The sequence below is a fragment of the Mesorhizobium sp. M0894 genome, assembly GCF_040319725.1.
Taxonomy (GTDB): domain Bacteria; phylum Pseudomonadota; class Alphaproteobacteria; order Rhizobiales; family Rhizobiaceae; genus Mesorhizobium.
In genome coordinates, this window is sequence record NZ_JAMYOG010000012.1 from 155,414 (window position 1) to 173,793 (window position 18,380).

Annotated in this window: 18 protein-coding genes; 2 read left to right on the forward strand and 16 right to left on the reverse strand. The window is 62.5% G+C overall.

Going from position 1 to position 18,380, the window contains the following annotated elements; translation table 11 throughout:
* Positions 1 to 230 precede the first annotated feature (230 nt).
* From NKH91_RS22500 to NKH91_RS22570, 15 genes are all read right to left on the reverse strand, one after another.
* Entirely contained in the window at positions 231 to 1,052 is an 822-nt protein-coding gene (locus tag NKH91_RS22500) for an IclR family transcriptional regulator (protein WP_023718484.1), read from the reverse strand.
* Between the two features lie 57 nt (positions 1,053 to 1,109).
* Complete coding sequence (locus NKH91_RS22505; protein WP_023718485.1) at positions 1,110 to 2,309, reverse strand: aminotransferase class V-fold PLP-dependent enzyme; 1,200 nt, start codon at positions 2,307 to 2,309, stop codon at positions 1,110 to 1,112.
* A 28-nt stretch (positions 2,310 to 2,337) separates the two neighbouring features.
* Positions 2,338 to 2,829 (reverse strand): RidA family protein, encoded by a 492-nt coding sequence (locus NKH91_RS22510; RefSeq protein ID WP_023718486.1) that lies wholly within the window; start codon positions 2,827 to 2,829, stop codon positions 2,338 to 2,340.
* Positions 2,830 to 2,842: 13 nt separating this feature from the next.
* Positions 2,843 to 3,835, reverse strand: coding sequence for an ABC transporter ATP-binding protein (locus NKH91_RS22515; RefSeq protein WP_352483667.1), 993 nt, complete (start codon positions 3,833 to 3,835; stop codon positions 2,843 to 2,845).
* Positions 3,832 to 4,851 (reverse strand): ABC transporter ATP-binding protein, encoded by a 1,020-nt coding sequence (locus tag NKH91_RS22520; protein WP_023718488.1) that lies wholly within the window; start codon positions 4,849 to 4,851, stop codon positions 3,832 to 3,834. The genes NKH91_RS22515 and NKH91_RS22520 overlap by 4 nt, the downstream gene beginning before the upstream one ends.
* Positions 4,848 to 6,071, reverse strand: coding sequence for an amidohydrolase/deacetylase family metallohydrolase (locus tag NKH91_RS22525; protein WP_023718489.1), 1,224 nt, complete (start codon positions 6,069 to 6,071; stop codon positions 4,848 to 4,850). Before NKH91_RS22525 ends, NKH91_RS22520 begins: the two co-directional genes overlap by 4 nt.
* A complete protein-coding gene (locus NKH91_RS22530; protein ID WP_023718490.1) occupies positions 6,071 to 6,934 on the reverse strand; it encodes an ABC transporter permease in 864 nt (287 codons plus the stop codon). Before NKH91_RS22530 ends, NKH91_RS22525 begins: the two co-directional genes overlap by 1 nt.
* Positions 6,934 to 7,875 (reverse strand): ABC transporter permease, encoded by a 942-nt coding sequence (locus NKH91_RS22535; RefSeq protein WP_023718491.1) that lies wholly within the window; start codon positions 7,873 to 7,875, stop codon positions 6,934 to 6,936. The genes NKH91_RS22530 and NKH91_RS22535 overlap by 1 nt, the downstream gene beginning before the upstream one ends.
* Before the next feature lie 108 nt (positions 7,876 to 7,983).
* Positions 7,984 to 9,522, reverse strand: coding sequence for an ABC transporter substrate-binding protein (locus tag NKH91_RS22540; protein ID WP_023718492.1), 1,539 nt, complete (start codon positions 9,520 to 9,522; stop codon positions 7,984 to 7,986).
* A 397-nt stretch (positions 9,523 to 9,919) separates the two neighbouring features.
* Positions 9,920 to 11,209 carry an ABC transporter substrate-binding protein gene (locus NKH91_RS22545; RefSeq protein WP_023718494.1) on the reverse strand — a complete coding sequence of 430 codons (1,290 nt, stop codon included), beginning with the start codon at positions 11,207 to 11,209 and terminating at the stop codon, positions 9,920 to 9,922.
* 28 nt (positions 11,210 to 11,237) lie between these two features.
* Positions 11,238 to 12,074, reverse strand: coding sequence for a carbohydrate ABC transporter permease (locus NKH91_RS22550; protein WP_023718495.1), 837 nt, complete (start codon positions 12,072 to 12,074; stop codon positions 11,238 to 11,240).
* On the reverse strand, positions 12,064 to 13,011 hold the full coding sequence (locus tag NKH91_RS22555; protein ID WP_023718496.1) for a carbohydrate ABC transporter permease: 948 nt from the start codon (positions 13,009 to 13,011) through the stop codon (positions 12,064 to 12,066). Before NKH91_RS22555 ends, NKH91_RS22550 begins: the two co-directional genes overlap by 11 nt.
* A 24-nt stretch (positions 13,012 to 13,035) precedes the next feature.
* A complete protein-coding gene (locus tag NKH91_RS22560; protein WP_023718497.1) occupies positions 13,036 to 13,899 on the reverse strand; it encodes a TauD/TfdA dioxygenase family protein in 864 nt (287 codons plus the stop codon).
* Between the two features lie 111 nt (positions 13,900 to 14,010).
* Positions 14,011 to 14,715, reverse strand: coding sequence for a TetR/AcrR family transcriptional regulator (locus tag NKH91_RS22565; RefSeq protein ID WP_352588814.1), 705 nt, complete (start codon positions 14,713 to 14,715; stop codon positions 14,011 to 14,013).
* A gap of 263 nt (positions 14,716 to 14,978) precedes the next feature.
* Positions 14,979 to 15,461 carry an Lrp/AsnC family transcriptional regulator gene (locus NKH91_RS22570; RefSeq protein WP_023718499.1) on the reverse strand — a complete coding sequence of 161 codons (483 nt, stop codon included), beginning with the start codon at positions 15,459 to 15,461 and terminating at the stop codon, positions 14,979 to 14,981.
* Between the two features lie 87 nt (positions 15,462 to 15,548).
* Here NKH91_RS22570 and NKH91_RS22575 point away from each other — a divergent pair, with 87 nt between their 5' ends.
* A complete protein-coding gene (locus NKH91_RS22575; protein WP_031193821.1) occupies positions 15,549 to 16,622 on the forward strand; it encodes a pyridoxal-phosphate dependent enzyme in 1,074 nt (357 codons plus the stop codon).
* Positions 16,623 to 16,717: 95 nt separating this feature from the next.
* A complete protein-coding gene (locus NKH91_RS22580; RefSeq protein WP_352848346.1) occupies positions 16,718 to 17,335 on the forward strand; it encodes a glutathione S-transferase family protein in 618 nt (205 codons plus the stop codon).
* Between the two features lie 9 nt (positions 17,336 to 17,344).
* Here the strand turns inward: NKH91_RS22580 and NKH91_RS22585 are convergent, their stop codons facing one another.
* The gene (locus NKH91_RS22585; protein WP_352496637.1) at positions 17,345 to 18,202 is read right to left on the reverse strand and encodes a protein-L-isoaspartate O-methyltransferase family protein; all 858 of its coding nucleotides are present in this window, start codon (positions 18,200 to 18,202) and stop codon (positions 17,345 to 17,347) included.
* Between the last annotated feature and the right edge of the window lie 178 nt (positions 18,203 to 18,380).

The window sequence follows — 18,380 nt, forward strand, 5'->3', positions numbered from 1 at the left end:
TCGTTTCACTGCTCAAGCCTGTCAGGCACCGAAAACCACCAGATCGGCCAGCTTGAAGATGCGAGCGCAGGCTTGATTGGAACGGCTGGAGACTCGGCGCCCGTCGGTTCAATGCGTCAAATTTTCGTCTGGACGGGCTGCTGAGCCCAATGGGATCATTTCTGGTTCGGTGAGCGGGATGTGCAGAAACGCACCATCCCGTGATTTTGCCAACTCGCGCCGGGCGTTCGTTATGGCCGGTCGGTTCGCCAACCGAGCCGCGACTCGATGCGGCGCGCACTGATCTTGACCATCGTAATCAAATCCGGGTTCTTTTGCTTCAGCTTCACATCCGGGACGACGATCGAGATCGTGGCACGGCAGGCTCCTTGGTTGTCACGGATGGGAGCCGCAATGCAGGCAACTGAAAAGTCAGATTCACCAGCCTGGATCGACAGGCCCTGCTCCAGTGCTGTGGCGGCCGCCCGAGCGAGCACATCCTCGTCCGTCTCGGCGCGTCCGGTCGGAGATGCGATCGCGGATCGAGCGAAAATGGCGCGGCGTTCGGCTTCCGGCAAATGGCCGACGAGCAGCCGACCCGACGCGGTCCAGTTCAGCGGCGTCCGGGTCCCGACGCGAGATGTAACCTGGAAATGATCTTTGCCCTCTTCCATCGCAAGCACGACCATATGGTCACCGTCACGGCCGCATAGCTGGATCGTCTCTTTCGAACTCTGAGCCAGTTCGTGCATCTCCTGCGTTGCCACGTTGAGCAGGTCCAATGTGCGAGCGTAGGTCAGGCCGTACTGATAGAGCCGCGGACCCAGCCAGAGCAGGCCGCCGTCCTTGCGGTCCAGCAGTTCCTTTTCGACCAGATCGTCGACGATGACGTAGATCGTCGACAGGGGGGCGCCGATGTCGTGCGCAATCTCATATGCAGTTGCTGGCCGCCCCTGCTTTTGCAGATAGTCGAGTATCTGCAGCGCACGGTCGATACCGCTGGTGCGCGAGCGGCGGGGTTCCCGCGGGTCTTCGGCGGGGTTCAGGTGCAGGTCGGGCGCTATCGTGGGCATGGCATTCTCGGTTTTGCGGGCACTGTAAGGCAGCCGGGGCATTTACCACAGCCAGCCTCAATCCGGCCAGTTGAGGATCGCAGCCTCGCGGGCCATGAGACGCTCGTTCCATGGTGTGGCGATGATCGCATTCGACTTGCGCGCGCCATCAAGCTCCTCGGCAAGCCGTGCCGCCACAATGAATTCTTCGTCGGGATGCAAATTGCATGGATCGAGGAAGAAATAGCCGTGCTCGACTTCATGATCGCGGACGACCACCGGCGGATTGCCAGCTGCCAGCCGGTCGGCCAGATCCCAGGCTGTAATGCGCGATTCGGCGGCATTCACCCACACCTTCAAGCGATCGAGCGGATTGCTGGTCGGGTCGGGTACGATAGCGGCGGTGACGCCAGGCCGCCCCTCGAGTGCTTGCGCCCAGCAGTCGAGCGCTCGGCGTTCGCGAGCGCGAATACCCTCATGGTCACGCGTTTTCCAGGCCTGGAGAGCAGCGAGCGCACCGACGATGCCTTCCTTGCCGACCTTCATGCCGCGCCCGATGCCCCGGTTCTGCAAGTAGACGTCGCGCACCCGCGCCTTCGTGCCTGCGACGATACCGGATGTCGGGCCGCCCAGGAATTTGTGACCCGAATACAGCACCAGATCGGCTCCGCTGGCGAGAAAGCCCGCCAGATCGTATTCGGACGCTGCGTCGACGATGACCGGGACCCCGCGTGCACGGGCGGTTTCGACGAACATCTTCAGCGGGATTTGCCCATACTCGACGACATGGTGCGACACGACGTAGATTGCTGCAGCAGTGCGCTCGGTGATAGCGCCTGAGAGCTGATACGCCGAGGCGCTGGTCGCCTGACCGACCGGCACGACCTTGGCGCCGGCGAGACGGATCGCCTGTTCGATCGGTGCGCCGTAGCTGACCATGTGGCCGGACTGGATGACGATCTCGTCTTTCAGTCCAGCGGTATCCGGCAGCCGTTCGATCGCGGCAAGGTCCGGGCCCGTCATGCTGGCCGCCACGGCCAGGCTGATTGCCGCGGAACAGGAGGCGGTGATGAAACCGGCCTCCGCGCCCGTCAATTCGGCGATCACGGCGCTGGCCTTGCGATGCAGATCGGCCATTTCGACAAACTCGGTGAGAATGCCGGACACAGCCTCGACAGCCGTGGGAACGACAATGGAGGCGCCGAGCGAGGTCATCGTGCCTGAGACGTTGATGACGGGCCTGAGGCCCAACTGGCTGCGGATATCTTCGACAGGCATGGTCTTGTGCTCCGACTATTCGATGCGACTAATCAACGGCGATGACGGCTTCAATTTCGACGCTGATCCCTCCCGGCAGTGATCCGTGACCGACCGCAGAGCGGGCATGGGTGCCGCGCTCGCCGAAAACGTCAATGAGCAGGTCCGAGCAGCCGTTGATCACTGCGGGGTGATCGGCGAAATCCGGCGTGGCGTTTACCATGCCGAACAGCTTTACCACACGTCGCACGCGGCACAGATCGCCGAGCGCTGCGTGCATGACGGCAATGAGGTTGACACCGGTCAGCCGCGCATGGGCATAGGCCTGATCCACGGTCACGTCGGCACCGACCTTGCCCGTATAGACCCGGCCGTCGGCCTCACTCGGCCCCTGGCCGGACAGGAACAGCAGCTTGCCCTCCTGCACGTGTGTGACAAAATTGGCGATCGGCGGCGGCGCCTCGGGCAGCGTTATTCCAAGCGCCAAAAGCCGGTCGTAGGGCGTGCTTTCCGGTCGCTTCATGAGCTCGGAAAAAGTCATACACAAACTCCAATCAGATCGTTTTTTGGTTGTGCCGGATGCAGGCCACGTGATGCCCGCCGCCGATATCGTCGACGGGCGGAATGATCCCGGCGCAGGCAGCAATTGCGTCCGGACAGCGGGTGCGGAAGACGCAGCCGGAAGGCGGGTCAATCGGGCTTGGAATGTCACCACGCAAGGCGACGTGAGTGCGTCGGCGGGTCGGGTCGGGCACGGGTGCTGTCGCCAGCAATGCCTTGGTGTATGGGTGCCGCGGCGCGGCGTAGAGAAGACGGCTCGGACCACGCTCCATGACGCGGCCGAGATACATCACCACCACTTCGTCGCAAAGGTATTCGACCACCGAGAGGTCATGCGCGATGAACAGCAGCGTCAGGCCGAGCCGCTTTTGCAACTCACCGAGCAAGTTGAGCACCTGCGCCTGCACCGACACGTCAAGCGCCGAGACCGGCTCGTCGGCGACGACGAATTCCGGCTCGACGGCGAGCGCGCGTGCAATGCCGATGCGCTGGCGCTGGCCGCCGGAGAATTCGTGCGGGTAGCGCGTGGCGTGATCAGGCGACAGGCCGACCAGGGTCAGCAGTTCGGCGACCCTGTCGGCACGTCGCTTGCCTCGCGGAAAGCCGCGCGCGTCGAGTGCCTCGCCGATGATGGCGGCGATGCGCATGCGCGGGTTGAGGCTGGAGAATGGATCCTGGAACACGATCTGCAGCTTTTGCCGATAGCCGCGCATTTCACGTGCGGACAGCGAAAACAGATCGACGCCGTCGAACAGCGCTTTGCCTCTGGTCGGCTCCACCAGCCTGAGGATGGCGCGCCCGGCGGTGGTCTTGCCGGAGCCGGACTCGCCGACCAGCCCGACCGTCGAGCCGCGTCCGACATCGAAGCTGACATCCTCGACAGCATGAACGATGCGGCCATTGCGGGCGGGAAAGTGCTTTGTCAGACCCTGCACGCTGAGCAATGGCGCAGTCGCCGCACGACTTGGTATCACCCCGGCGCTCACAGCTCTGCACTCCTGATGCAACGGGAAGCGCCGTGCAGTCCTGCCGGCATCAATGGCGGCGGTGCCGCGCGACAGGGCGCAATGGCGAAGTCACAGCGCGGCTCGAAGGCGCAACCCGGCGGCAATGCGGTGATCGGCGGCACGCTGCCGGGAATGGAATAGAGCGCCCGGCGCTTGCCGTCGTCACCGATGTCGCGCGCGGCATTGGGCGTGCAGGCCAGCAGCCCTCTCGTGTAGGGATGGCGCTGGTGCGCAAACAGGTGGTTGACCGGTGCCTGCTCGACGACACGGCCGCCGTACATGACGACGACATCATGGGCGATCTCGGCGACGACACCGAGATTGTGGGTGATGAAAAGGATCGACATGCCCATCTCGACCTGCAGGCGACGCAAGAGATCGAGGATCTGCGCCTGGATGGTGACGTCGAGGGCCGTAGTCGGCTCGTCGGCGATCAGCAGCGACGGACTGCAGGCGAGTGCCATGGCGATCATGACGCGCTGGCGCATGCCGCCGGACATCTGGTGCGGATAGTCGTCGAGCCGCGAGACGGCGTCCGGAATCTCGACATGCTTCAGCATGGCGAGCGCACGGCTGCGCGCTTGCTCCCGGGTCACCGGCTCGTGCAGCGCGATCATTTCGCCGATCTGATCGCCGACCGTTAAGAGCGGGTTGAGGCTGGTCATCGGCTCTTGGAAAATCATCGCGATTTCCCGACCGCGGACCTTGCGGAATTCCTTCTGGGTAAATCCGGCGAGGTCGTGGACACGCTCCTGCCGATCGCGGAACAATATCTGGCCGCCGGCGATCCTTCCGGGCCGTGACAGCAGGCCCATGATCGACAGGCTGGTCACCGACTTGCCGGAACCGGATTCTCCGACCACGGCCAGAGTCTTGCCGTGCTTCAGGTCGAAGGTGACGCCATCGACCGCCTTGGCGGTAAGACGGCGGGTCTGAAACCAGGTCCGCAAGTCCCGAACCGACAGGATGACGTCGCTGGCGATCGCGCCGCTCATGATTTCCACCCGCAATGCGGACAGACGTGCACACTGCCCGCAGAACCTTCCGGCGGCAGGTGGCGGTGGGCAATGATCGCCTCGGCACCGAGGATAGCGTGGCGAGGCTCGAACAGCCGGTGCAGCGTACTTGTCGCCCCTTGCGAATCCTTCACGGTGAGCTCGGCGTCGGCGAGGTCGAACAAAGTGAATTCTGCCGGCCTGCCCTTTTCCAGCAGTCCGTCGGCGGGCAACCGGATGGCGCGGCGCGGCGCCGTCGTCGAGGCCGTCACCACATCGTCGAATGCCATGCCGAGCGACAACAGCTTCGACATGGTGGTTGCCATATCCCACACCGCGCCGTCGAGCGAGCGGTTGTGCAGATCGGTCGAGATCGTCTTCGGCGGCAGACCGCGCTCGAGCGCCGCCTTGGCGACATCGAAGGAGAACGAGGCGCCGCCGTGGCCGACATCAAGCACAATGCCGCGCTGCGCCGCATCCTCGGCGAGCCGATAAAGATCGTCGTCCTCGATGATCGAGCCGCCGGCCTTGCCATTGAAGCAATGAGTGACGATGTCGCCTTCGCTCAGCAGGCCGAGAACATCGTCATAGAGTGGCGGCGGCTCACCAACGTGCACCATCAGCGGCAGCTTGAGGATGCGGCTGAGCTTCTTCGCCAGCCGGACCGGCGTCAGGTCCCAGCCGCCGGTAATGACGTGGCTGGCACGCACCTTCAGTCCGACGATGACGTCGCGGTTGGCCTCGACGGTTGCAATGGTGCGGTCGATGTCGATCGAGCGCATGTCGGTCAGCTCGCTGACACGGTTGCAGGCGACGAGACCGATCGAACCTATGTTCAGGAACGCGTATATATTCTCTCGCGCCGGCTCTATAATGAACTCGCGAAAGCCGTGGAAATTGGCTTCGCCGGCTGAGCCGGCATCGACCATCGTGGTGACGCCTCGGGCGGCGCCACATTGCTGCGGCCGCAGCGAAATGTCGGTGCCGCCGTACCAGACATGCACGTGAAGATCGGTCCAGCCGGGCGACAGGAACGCGCCATTGGCGTCAAGCATCGTCACATCCTCGCCGGCGGCAATGGTCGAACCGGTTTCGGCGATACGGCCATCCTTGCCGATCAGCACGTCGATCGTCTGGCCAAACTCGCCGCCGAAGCCGACTGGTTTTGCGCCCCGGATCAACAGCGGCCTTTCGGTTTGGGAAGAGCGATTGCTGAACATCAGATGTCCTTTGCGAGACGAGGGTCGAGAAGATCGCGCAAGCCGTCGCCGACGAGCTGCAGCGACAGCACGGTGATGACGATGGCGCCGCCCGGAAACATCATGATCCAGCCGGCCTGATCCATGTATTGACGGCCGGTGGCGATCATTGTGCCCCAGGTCGGGATGTCGGGCGATATGCCAACGCCGAGGAAGGACAGACCGGCCTCGGCCAGGATGGCGTTGGCGAAGATGAAGGTTGCCTGCACCAGCAATGGAGAGGTGACGTTGCGCAGTACGTGCCGCACCAGGATAATCGGCGTCGGCACGCCGAGTGCGCGGGCCGCCTCGACATAGGGCAGTTCGCGAATGACCAGCGTCGAGGCGCGCACGACGCGTGCGAGCCGCGGCGCATAAACCACGCCGAGGGCGACCACGACATTGACGGCGGTGGCGCCAAGTGCCGCCACGAGTGCAATTGCGAGCAATATGTCGGGAAAAGCCATCATGGCGTCGATCAACCGCGACACCGGCGCGTCGAGCCTTCTGAAGAAGCCGGAAGTCAGTCCCAAAACGACACCGATGATCGAGGCGAAGATCACGACAGCAAAGCCGACCGCCAGCGAAGTGCGCGCGGCGTAGAGCGTGCGGGTAAAGATATCGCGCCCGAGATCGTCGGTGCCGAACAGGTGGTCGAGGCTCGGCGGATGCAGCCGACTGGCAATGGAGAGCTTAGTCGGTGCGTAGGGGGCGATGACCGGCGCGAGGATCGCGGCGAGCACGATGGCGATCAGTACGGCGATGCCCACCGCCGCCGTCGGCCGCGTCATCAGCCGCGAAAGCATATTTGGCTCCGCCTGGAGCGGCACCGAGATAGCGGCCATCAGTAGCGAACCCTCGGATCGACAGCCAGATAGAGCATGTCGATGGCGAAATTGACCAGGACGTACAGCCCGGCAATGACCAGCAGCGCGCCTTGGATAACCGGATAGTCGCGCCGTAACACCGCCGAGACGACCAAGCTGCCGACGCCGGGCAGGCCGAACACCGTCTCGGTCACCACCGCACCGGAAATGAGCAGTGCCGCGGTCAGGCCGATGACGGTGAGGATGGGGATCAAGGCATTTCTGAAGGCATGCTTCAGCACCACACGCCATTCGCTCATGCCTTTGGATCGGGCGGTCCGCACATAGTCGTCATTGAGCACGTCGAGCATCGAGGCACGCGTGAAGCGGGTGATCAGTGCCGAGCTTATGAGACCGAGCGCCAGCGCCGGCAGCACCAGATGGTCAAGCCGGTCGGCAAACGAAGCTCCCGGCCCGCCATAGCCAGATGTGTCGAACCAGCCGAGCTTCACGGCGAAGAACTGAATGAACACAAGGCCGAGCCAGAAGCTCGGCACGCTGGCTGCGAACATGGCAATGGTGGTTGCTGCCTGGTCGAAGATAGAGCCGCGCTTATAGGCCGACAGGATTCCGACCGGCAGCGCGATGAGCGTTGCGATTACCAGGGAGAAGACGGTGAGAAAAAACGTCGGTTCGGCGCGTTGGGCGAGCGCGGTCGTGACCGGCTCGCCGAGGAAGATCGACTGGCCGAAGTCGCCTTGGACGACATCGAGAACGTAGCGCCCGAACTGTTCGAGGATGGAACCGTCGAGCCCGAGCTTGGACCGCAGCGCGGTTATATCGGCGGCGGTGGCGTCTGGACCCAGCATAACTGCCGCCGGATCGCCGGGCGTCACCCGTACGATGACGAACACGATGGTGACGACCAGCGCCATGACGACGATCATGCCGAGAAGTCTGTTGAGGATTGAGTGCAGCATCGGCGTTATAGCATCCCTGAGCAACCATCGAACGGTTTGCTGGGCGCCGGCTTTGTCGGCCGGCACCCGGTCGCCTGTCGTTGAGTGGAGGCGGAAAGCAGGACCGTCTCAGTTGCCTTCCAGATAAGCGTTCCAGAAATAGGGCCATGGCGCCGGCGTCACGGCTTTCAGCTTGGGGGCCTGGGCGGCCAAGGCGTTGAAGTCGCCGACCTTGAACGCTGGAACCTCGTCGTAGATCGCCTTCTGGACATCTGCGAACAGCGCGACGCGCTTGGCCGGATCGGCTTCGGCGTTGAACGCCTCAAGCACCTGGTGCTTGCGATCCGAAACCCACCAACCCGGAGAGGAGTCCGACATTATGCCGGTCAGCGACGGCTCGGGCAGGAACGGACTGTGGCTAATGTAGATGTCCCACAGCGCCGGGTCGGTGCGGTTCTTGGTCAGCGTCGCCCATTCGACCACGTCGAGCTGGACCTGGAAGCCGGCGGCTTTCAGATACTCGGCCGCGACCTGCGCCAGCTTGTAGTGGAACTCGTATTGGCGGCTGGTGAGGATGCGCAAAGGCTTGCCGTCATAGCCGGCTTCCTTCAGCAGCGCCGCAGCCGCCTCAGTGTCGCCATCGGGCTTGTAGGGCTCGGTGCCGGCGTCCGTGTGCCAGGCAAAGCCTTCGGGATACATGTCGCCGTCGGCTGCGAAGAACTCCTTCGATCCGAATGCGGCGAGCAGCATGTCGTTCGGCGCCAGCGCTGCTTGTATCGCCTTGCGGATGCGAATGTCGGAATTCAGCCCCTGCTTGGTATTGAGGACGAATACCGGCCAACCGAACGGCTTCAAGATGACCGGCTGGGTCTTGCCACCCGAGATCTTGTCAAAGGACTCGACCGGCAGCGAGTCAACATAGGCGAACTGGCCGGAGACAGCGCCTTCGACGCGCGTGTTCGCATCGGGAACCGGCACGAAACGGATTTCGTCGAGATACTGTTTTCTGGCGCCACCATAGCCGTTGGGTTCGCCGTCGCGCGACTTGTAGCCGTCGAACCGGGCAAGCTGGATGTACTGGTCCGGCTTGCGTTCCTTCAACATATAGGGGCCGGTACCGACGAAGCTGGTCAGCGGCTCCTGTCCCACGTTTTCGGACGGGATGATGATTGCGGCCGCATTGTTGAGTGAGAGCAGCGACAGAAGTGGCGCGAACGGCTTTTTCAGGGTGAGCTTGACGGTGTGGTCGTCAACGGCGTCGACCGTGGCGATGACTTCGGCTGCCTGCTTGCCGCGCGTGGCAATCTTCATCCAACGCTGCAGCGAAGCGACCACGTCGGCCGAATTCATATCGCTGCCGTCGTGGAACTTAACGCCGGTTCTGAGCGCGATGGTGTAGGTACGGCCATCCGGTGAAATCTGTGGCATTTCGGCGGCCAACAGCGGCGTGATGCCCCAGTCCTTGTCGAAGGTATAGAGCGTCTCGTAGATGTGCTGCGTGACAATGCCAACCAGATCGGCGGTCGAGGCCATCGGATCCAGTGTCGGCGGCTCCCCAATGGTCGCCACATCAATCACTCCACCTCTAGCGGGCTCGGCCCAGGCAGCGCCTGTCGCCGGCAGCATAAGCGCGGCGAGTGAAGCGACGATTTGCAAGAAACGCTTCATCTTGGTTCCCTTCGCTCTGTTCCATAGTAATGGAATTTATATCCTAGTTACGGACGAAGTAAACGCATCCGAATATGATGTCGTCAAGCTTTTTTCGCCCAGAGGACGTCGCGCGGCTGGAGTCGCTGATGATCCTCGTGCGCCAAGGCGTGGCCTCGCCGTAAGGCCTGCATCACGCGATCGCCCAGGCGCCTAGGCCGCGTGGTGGGATATCGGTGGCGGCGCGCTGAACCTGCTGTCTGCCGCCAGCGCACTGCTAAGCAGTCCTGAGCTCGCGCGATCGAACTCAGGTCCATGGAACACCGCCTCACCCGACGACGACTTTACGACCGCGCTGATCCTCGCCGGTTGGTCGCCTGGCAAGTAGCAGGCGACATGGCCACGTCAGTCCATACGATCAAGCTGGCATTAGCGGCTTGACGCGATCGACAATGGCGGCGACCGCTTCCTTCGGGCTCTTGCGACCGAGGACGGCGAGCTGAACCTCCTCGAGAAACGTCGACTGAGCGCGAGCGGCTTCGGGAAAAGCCGGAAAGGCCGGTCGCGCCTTGGCAAGGGCGGCTGCCTCGACCGTCGCCTGTGGCAGCGCCCCGGCGAACGACGGCTCGGCATAGGTCGAAGCGCGGACGGGGCCATTGCCGTTGCGCGCCATGTCGAGTGTGGCGGCCTTGCTCGCTACGAAGCGGATGTAGCTCCAGGAGAGCCTCTTGTCCGCCGAATTGGCGGGAATGGCCATTGCCCAGGATTCGACGACTGGGTGCATTTCCTGACCGGTGCCGAGGGTCTTGGAGCCGGGAAACTCGATCGGCTTGATCTTTCCCGGCGCAGTCGACTGTTCCTTGCTGTTGAGCTGCGCGTAGCGGGCGAAAGGCAGCACCGCGAAGGCAGCGCGTCCCTGCTGCATCCACGTCGCCATGTCGTCGTTGCGCGTTGTGGCGTAGCTGCGGGGAAGCGCCCCGGCCTTGAAGAGGTCGGCGAGCACGGACAGGCCCTTTTCCATCGCCTCCGGATCGGGAACCACCTTGAACTGCTTGTCGATGAAATCACCGCCGAACGCGCGGGCGAACATGACCGGGAAGACGGCGAGGTCGCTCGCAAGGATCATGCCGACGGCCGGCGTACCAGACTTGGAGGTGAAGGTCAGCTTCTTCGCCTGCTCGACCAGCTCCTCCAATGTGTTCGGTGGCGCCGAAATGCCGGCCTCCTGAAGCAGCTCCTCGTTGTAGAAAAGCCCCTGCGTGGCATGGCGCACGGGGATGCCGACGAGCTTGCCGCCGACGGTCATCGATTGGCGCAGGCCCTCGGCGATATCGTCGAAATCGTCGATCGGCTCGGCTTTCTTGAGGTCGTCGAGCGGCTCGAACAGCGAGGCGATCTGCGACGTCATGCGGTTGTCGATGACATAGCCGACGTTGAAATCGGTCTCGCTCAGGCTCGCCTCCCGGAATAACCGGTCCTGGAGCGGATTGCTGTCAAGCGTAGTCCAGGAGATCTGGGCGTTGTTCTTGTCCTCCCAGGGCTTGATGACATTGCCGGCGGCGCCGGTCGTCAGGTTGGCTTGGTGGACGCGATGGCAAAGCACGTTCAGCGTCTTTACCTGGGCATGGGCCAACCGACCCAATGCGCCCGTCGCGCCGGCGGCCATCGCGGTCGTCAGCAGGGCTCTGCGTGTCATGTGCAAAGGCATTGTCTTCCTCCCTTTCTCGGTGACGTCGTCACCCCTTGGTCGCGCCGGCGGTCAATCCGGCGACCAGAAACCGGTTCATCAGGACCACGAAGACGAGAACCGGCAGCAATTGGACGGTAGAGGCCGCAAAGAGCACGCCCCAGTCGACGCCGTCGATCGAACTGATCATCTCCGAAAGGACCAGAGGCGCGGTCTTGGCGTGGTTGGCGGTGAAGATATAGGCGAACAGAAACTCGTTCCACGCGAAGACGACTACGAAGACGGCGACGGCGAGCATGCCGGGCGCTACGAGCGGCAAGATGATCTTGACAAGGATCGTCAGCGGCCGCGCGCCATCGAGGACAGCCGCCTCGTCGAGTTCGCGCGGTACCTGATCGATGAACGTGCGCATCAAGAGCGTGCCGAGCGAGACAAAGAACGTCGCGTAGAGCAGGATCAGCACCAGATGGGTGTCGTTGAGCCCGAGCCGATTGACGACCGGGAACAGTGGCAGCGTCACGACGATCGGCGGGATCAGCCGCGATCCGATCAGAAACATCACCGATCCTTCCAGGAAACGGACGCCCCGATAGCGTGAGTAGGCAAAACCGGCGAGCATACTTGCCATGACGGCAAGCGCCGTCGCCCCGGTGGTGATGATCAGGCTGTTGACGAGCCCGTCGAAAAAGGCCGGCCAGCGCTGCCACAGCGAGGCGTAGTGCTCCAAGGTCGGTTCGAAGAAGAGCTCCGGTGGAACCGCGAAAATCTCGCGACCGGGTTTGAACGACGAGAGCACGATGAAGCCGATCGGAAACAGTGACCAGACGACGATTGCCGCAACAGCGAGCATCTTTCCGGCACCGATGGCGAGACGCCTAGAACGCATTGGCCAGGGATTCCTTGCGCAGCCGCCATACATAGCCAGTCGCAAGCAGCAGCGAGATGACGACCATCATCCACGCCGTCGCGGCCGCCGTGCCGAACGAGTTGTAGCGGAAGCCTTCCTGATAAAGATAAACGGAAACGACCTCGGTCGTGCGTGCCGGGCCGCCCTGGGTCAGGAGCCAGACCTCGGAAAAGAGGCGGAAGGCGAAGATGTAGCGGAAGAGCAGCGCGATGAGCATCGCTGGCGCCAGGAGCGGCAGCGTGATGTTGCGGAAGAGCTGGAACGCATTGGCCCCGTCGGTGCGCCCAGCCTCGTAGAGCTCCTTCGGAACCGCGAGTCGTGCCGCATAGAGGATGATGAATGTGAATGGCAGGTGCAGCCAGATCGTGAGCAGGCCGACGAGGACGAGGCCGTGGGAAGGGATGAACGTCCAGTCGAGCGTCGGCAGACCGGTGTATCGCAGCATTAGCGTGATTGGGCCGACGTCCGGATCGAACAGGAAGCGCCACATTGCGACCGCCGTCACCTCGCTGATGGCGTAGGGAGCGAGCACCACGACGAGCATGACGCGCTGGAGGGGAAGCCCGGAAGCGAAAAGCAGGGCCAGGCCAAGGCCGAGCAGCAGTTCGATGTGAACCGCCACGGCGACGACGAGGACGGTGTTCCAGACCGAACACCAAAAATAGGGATCGGTGAGGACGCGGATGTAGTTATCGAACCCAACGAAGGTTGCCGATTGGCCGAATGACGAGGCTTCGAAACTCAGCCACAGGACGAAGATGGCGGGGAGCACGATGATCCCAAGCACCAGGAGGTGTACGGGCGTCGCATAGAGGTAGGCAGGCGAAAACGCGAAGCGCCGCCTCTTGGTCTCGCCAGCCGCTTCCGCCGTCCCCTCCCCCCTGTGGCCGACGGATGCCTCGGAACCAAATGCCATTGCTCCTCCCTGAGCGGTTGCGCGTCAGCCGTCCCTGGCGGCAAGTGGAACGGTGCCCTCCACCGTTGTCCTGTACATCACCCGGCGATATCCGGGATAATCGTTGATGGCGGTGTGCAGGACATGGGGATTGTTCCACATACCGAGCGTCTTCGGTTCCCAACGCAGCCTGCAGTTGAACTCGGGCCGGACAGCCCGCGCCATCAGGAAGTCGATCATCGGCTTGCTTTCTTCCTCCGTCATCCCCTTGAAATTGGTCATCACGCTGCTGACGAAGACATAGCGCCGGCCAGTCTCGGGGTGGCGACAGATCACAGGATGCTCGACGACGGCATTCTCGATCGCCTCGACATCGGCCTTGACGCCGAGCCGGCTGTGGGCCGCGTTGATGGCGAAGACCCCGCGGCCGCTATGGACGCCCGTCAGGCCTTGCAGGATCTCGACCAGCCGCGGCGAAAGCGAGTCATATGCCTTCTCGAGGCTGGAGAAGCAGGTGTCGCCGCCAACCGGCGGCACCTCCTCACCGTAGAGGATCGTAATGCCCGGCGGCTTCGGTAGCCAGGCGAGGTCCATGTGCCAGTCCTCGCCGATCACCTTGCCCGTGTCGTCCGGCTCGCGCACGAAGCGCACGATATCGTTAAAGCCGTCGATCGGCGTGTGCACCGGATTGCCGCTAAATGGTCCGAACCGGCGGGCGACCTTGTGGACGCCGGCGGCGTCAAGCTCCTGATCGCGCACGGCGAGCGCATGATACTTGTAGAGCGCGCGGCGAACGTCCTGGAAGGCATCCTCGCTCGCGCTCGCCAGATCGATCCCACGAATTTCTGCACCGAGCGCTCCAGTGAAGGGGCTGACCTCGAAACGAGTGAATGCGTCATCGCGCAGCACGTGATCCTCCCTAATACGCGCCTCGTCGCCATCATGGGCTGACTTACCTGCAAGTAAGTAACTTGAAAGCCAAAGGCTGTCAACTCACCCTCGCTTTGATCCACTGGATGTCTAGCCTCGACCCGAGCCCTTCCCCGCATCATGCCAAGCGGCGCGGATGATCGCGGCGAGCGCTGCGAAGGTCCTGGCGACCTCGTCGAAGCTTCCGGTGTCCTGCGTCATTGGTGGACAGGACAGAAGGGTAATGCGCAGCATGTGCACGAGCTCGTCGCTGAGTGTGTGGGAGGAAAGCTCTCCGTCCTTCACCGCCTGGTCTACCGCATGACGCAGGCTCTGATCATAGACCCGGTTGACGCGCTCCAGGGCACGTTCCGCTGGTTCGCCGAGAACCGGGAGGTCGTGGCGAAGGCGCGAAAGCGGGCTCCACATATTGCGGGCTCCCTTCTCAGCATTGAAACGTTCGTAGAAACGGCGCAGATCCTCGAGCTGCATATCGAGACGGTCGAAGAACCGGATATCGGGGGTCGTCCAGAAGCGCTTGATGCGGGCCTCGGCGTTGGCGGCGAAGTCTGCGATCAATTCCTCCATCAGCTGACGCTTGTTGCCGAAGTGATGATGGATGTTGGCGCGCGTCGTGCCGATTGCCGTCGCTATATCGCCGAAGCTGAAACCATCGTGGCCGCGTAGGACATAGAACTCGGCCGCGACCTCTTTGATTCTGGTCCGCGTAGAGTGCGCCTCGTCACCGGGAGATCCTGAAATGTTGGCTCTCATATCCCTTCCGAAATTCATGCCGCTCGCTGCCGCGACGATCACTATGCCGGAACGAGCCGCAACCGCCCACCGACCGGCACCAGACGCGATCAGCGTTGCTATCACAAATTGCCATGCGATGTACCCGTCGTACTAGAGTCTCTTTCTACGCACTGGCGGAACTAATTTGGGCCAGGTGCAGACATTCGCGGTGGGGCGGGTGAGTAGATACGGGAACGCGTATATCGACCTTCAACCTGGTTCGCGCCCTTGACTGATATTACGGGTCAAAAGGGCAATGACCTTGCTGGGGCCACGCCACAAACTCAGGCAGTGGATAGCGGCTGCGCATCGGCTGCGCCGATCACTTCTCTCATCGTCACGATGGTGCGAAACGCCTTCACGTTCGAATCGGCGTGGAAGACTTCCCGCGTGAAGACATCGTACGCCTCCATCCCTGGCAATTGCAGGAGGAGCACGAAATCGGTTTCACCGGTGACATACCAAGCCTGACGAACCTCCGAGCGCCCGCGAAGCTTGCCGATGAAGGCGTCCAACTCGACAGCGCTCTCCCGTTCCAGGGAAACGAGCACATGGATGGTTAGCGGCAGGCCCACGGCCCCCGGGCGAACGACGGCAATGTCTGCTGCGATCACGCCATCCTTCCGCAGCCGGCGCAGGCGGCGCAGAACCGCGCTCTGGGAAAGCCCGACCTGCTCGGCGAGACGCCGCGCCGGGATCTGGTTGTCGCGCTGAACCAGCGACAGCAGCACATAGTCGAAGCGATCGAGGACGGCAGTTTTCGTCATGAGGACAGGCATGTATGACGAAATCAGGCAGGCGAGCAACGATAATAGGCGCCAACCGGCGTGGTTTCCGGGATAGAACTTCGCCTCATGGCCATAGACACACAGCCGGGCCTTGACCCTGATCAGATCGCGGCGCTGTTACAGCGCCTGTCGCCATTTTATGCACCGACACCGTTGCTCGACCTGCCAAACCTCGCTGCGAGCCTGGATGTGGCCCAGGTGCTTGCCAAGAACGAGGGACACCGTGCCCTGGGCAGCTTCAAGTCCCTCGGCGGCACTTATGCTGGTCTGTGTGCTCTGGCCCGGGCTACCGGGATGGATATCGACGAATTGCTCGATCCAGAGCGGGCCAGGACGCCGTTGCCGGCGTTAATCACGGCCAGCGCCGGCAATCACGGACTTGCCGTTGCCGCGGCGGCGAAGTTTGCCGGTGGGACGGCAAAAATATACCTCCACACGGGCGTTCCTGCGGCGCGGGTCAGGCGTATCGAATCACAAGGCGCCGAAATCGTGTGGGTCGACGGCACCTACGACGATGCCGTCGATCGGGCCTCCGCGGCGGCCCGGGCCGGAGAAGGCATTCTGGTGGCCGACACCTCTAGCGACCCGGACGACCTAGCTGTAGCAGATGTCGTCGCTGGCTATGGCGTGCTTGCTGCGGAAATTCGTCGCCAGGTCAACGAGATCGGCCATCTGAGGCCAACCCACCTCTTCGTGCAGGCCGGTGTCGGCGGACTTGCCGCCGCCCTGACGACTGGGCTGAAGGACTGGTTGATGCCTCCAGCCATGATCGTCGTAGTAGAACCAGAGGCCGCAGCCTGCGTCGCGGCCGGGCTGTCGCAAGCACGGTCCGTGCGGATATCCGGCGATCTCAAGACGTCGGCAGACATGCTCGCCTGTGGCGAAGCAGCCGCATCGGCGCTCGACGTACTCCGCCAAGGCAACGCTCGGGTCATAACCGTGTCCGAAGCGGCGCTTGCCGACGCGAAGAGCCGACTTCGCGAGGCAAACGGTCCAGGCACAACCCCGTCGGGTGCGGCCGGCCTCGCCGGCCTCGCCACCGCCGTCGCGACTTCCGGCCCATCGCGGGAGCTTGCGCTCGACGAATCGAGCCGGGTGCTGATCATCGTGACCGAGGCCGAACTGGAGAAGGACGCATGACGATGGCGCCAAACCCCGGACCATTGAACAAAAGAGCGGCTGGGCCGCGGACTGCTCGAGATGCCCACGCTTCAGACTCAACGCAGAACGGGTCCATGAAGCTCATCTACCAGACCCACTCCCCCTACGCGCGCAAGGTTCTGGTCTTTGCCCACGAGGCCGGGCTTGCCGGACGTCTGCGCGTCATTCATCACGAGACGAGCCCCACCAATCGCAACGATGATGTGTTTGCGATCAATCCGCTTGGCAAGGTGCCCGCTCTCGTTCTCGACGACGGCTATGCGATCTTCGATTCGAGCGTAATCTGCAGCTATCTCGACAGTCTCGAAAGCAGTCCTCGGCTCATCCCCGAAACAGGGCGAGCAAAATGGTCCGCCTTGCGCCTCCAGGCGCTCGCCGGCGGCATGTGCGACGCAGGCATTTCCATCCGCTGGGAAAACGAGCGCCGCCCTGAACATCTGCGTTATCCTGCCTTGGGCGCAGGCATGACGATGAAGCTCATCGAATCCTATAACTTCGTGGAACGCGAGGTCGAATTCGACGCACCGCTCCATGTCGGCCACATCGCGCTCGCCACTTGTCTAAGCTGGCTGGAATTCCGGGGACTGCCCGACTTCTTGCAGGGAAGGCCACGACTGACACGATGGTATAGATCCTTCGTGGAACGCCCTTCAATGCGTGCCACACCCTACGACGGCGACACGCGTGATTGATATCGATCGCTAGGCTTTCGAAATCCAGTATGTGTCGGTCACCAGCCAAGCGTTCTCGAGGCCATTTGCTGGTCGGCCTGGATGATATTGCGCGAGACGGGTGACCTTGCCTCGGGCAGCCTTGAGGGCGGCCATCAAGGCCTTTTCTTCGTCACTGCGCCTAGCTCCGCTGCAGGGGTAAAACCCGCATGGCACAAGTGACCGTACGGGAAACGTATCGCCGACCCTTTCCAGAAGCATCATGAAACCTCGTCGGTCCTCACCTGTGAACGGCAGTGCCATCCGGCCAGCGTCGGACAAATTTGAAAGCCACCGTTCCGGCACGTGCGTCACGCCGGCAAAAGCGACCACGACATCGAGGTTTGGCAGATCAACTGCCTGCGTTGCATCACCTGATATCACTTCTACATGGGCATAATGAGCAAGATTGCTTTGCGCACGCCGAGCCAGTTCTTCGTCGATCTCATATGCAATCACGCGTCCTTCAGAACCCGTTAGTTCAGCGAGGATGGCGGTGAAATAGCCGACACCGGCGCCCACCTGAAGGACAGTCTGGCCGGGAGTGATGTTCAGATGGTCGAAAACCAATGCCCAAAGCGACGGCAAGCCGCTGTTCAGTCCGCGTTTTTCGTCAAGCAAGACCAGAACGTCGTGGTAAATCTCATGAAGTGCGGCTGAAGGGCTGGTATGGACCGCCCCGATTTGCAATCTCGAATGGATACGCCAAGGCCCGTTGCCAAGGTAGTGTTCGCGCGGGACCTTTGCGAAGGCCTCGATGACCGCAGGGTTGTGCAAGACAGGTGATGAGACACGCAGATCTTCGGCAAACCACCGGCGCGCTTCACTAGCATCGATTCTTGTCGGCATGGAATATCGGCTCCGGATCGCACGTACTCAATCATGCTCTCAGAAAACCGAACGACGGCAAAGGGGCGCTATCCCCGCATTGAAGGGCAATGCCCGCTATCCGTTTGCCATAGAGCGCAGCTTTGCCGAGTGCCCTGCCCTCTTTGCCTGTGGACCCGCCCGTTTCGGCGCCTGGCGT

Excerpts from the sequence above, each read along its gene's own strand:
- NKH91_RS22500 (WP_023718484.1), bottom strand. The coding sequence starts at position 1,052 with ATGCCCACGATAGCGCCCGACCTGCACCTGAACCCCGCCGAAGACCCG.
- NKH91_RS22505 (WP_023718485.1), bottom strand. The coding sequence starts at position 2,309 with ATGCCTGTCGAAGATATCCGCAGCCAGTTGGGCCTCAGGCCCGTCATC.
- NKH91_RS22510 (WP_023718486.1), bottom strand. The coding sequence starts at position 2,829 with ATGACTTTTTCCGAGCTCATGAAGCGACCGGAAAGCACGCCCTACGAC.
- NKH91_RS22520 (WP_023718488.1), bottom strand. The coding sequence starts at position 4,851 with ATGAGCGGCGCGATCGCCAGCGACGTCATCCTGTCGGTTCGGGACTTG.
- NKH91_RS22525 (WP_023718489.1), bottom strand. The coding sequence starts at position 6,071 with ATGTTCAGCAATCGCTCTTCCCAAACCGAAAGGCCGCTGTTGATCCGG.
- NKH91_RS22530 (WP_023718490.1), bottom strand. The coding sequence starts at position 6,934 with ATGGCCGCTATCTCGGTGCCGCTCCAGGCGGAGCCAAATATGCTTTCG.
- NKH91_RS22535 (WP_023718491.1), bottom strand. The coding sequence starts at position 7,875 with ATGCTGCACTCAATCCTCAACAGACTTCTCGGCATGATCGTCGTCATG.
- NKH91_RS22540 (WP_023718492.1), bottom strand. The coding sequence starts at position 9,522 with ATGAAGCGTTTCTTGCAAATCGTCGCTTCACTCGCCGCGCTTATGCTG.
- NKH91_RS22545 (WP_023718494.1), bottom strand. The coding sequence starts at position 11,209 with ATGCCTTTGCACATGACACGCAGAGCCCTGCTGACGACCGCGATGGCC.
- NKH91_RS22550 (WP_023718495.1), bottom strand. The coding sequence starts at position 12,074 with ATGCGTTCTAGGCGTCTCGCCATCGGTGCCGGAAAGATGCTCGCTGTT.
- NKH91_RS22555 (WP_023718496.1), bottom strand. The coding sequence starts at position 13,011 with ATGGCATTTGGTTCCGAGGCATCCGTCGGCCACAGGGGGGAGGGGACG.
- NKH91_RS22570 (WP_023718499.1), bottom strand. The coding sequence starts at position 15,461 with ATGACGAAAACTGCCGTCCTCGATCGCTTCGACTATGTGCTGCTGTCG.
- NKH91_RS22575 (WP_031193821.1), top strand. The coding sequence starts at position 15,549 with ATGGCCATAGACACACAGCCGGGCCTTGACCCTGATCAGATCGCGGCG.
- NKH91_RS22580 (WP_352848346.1), top strand. The coding sequence starts at position 16,718 with ATGAAGCTCATCTACCAGACCCACTCCCCCTACGCGCGCAAGGTTCTG.
- NKH91_RS22585 (WP_352496637.1), bottom strand. The coding sequence starts at position 18,202 with ATGCCGACAAGAATCGATGCTAGTGAAGCGCGCCGGTGGTTTGCCGAA.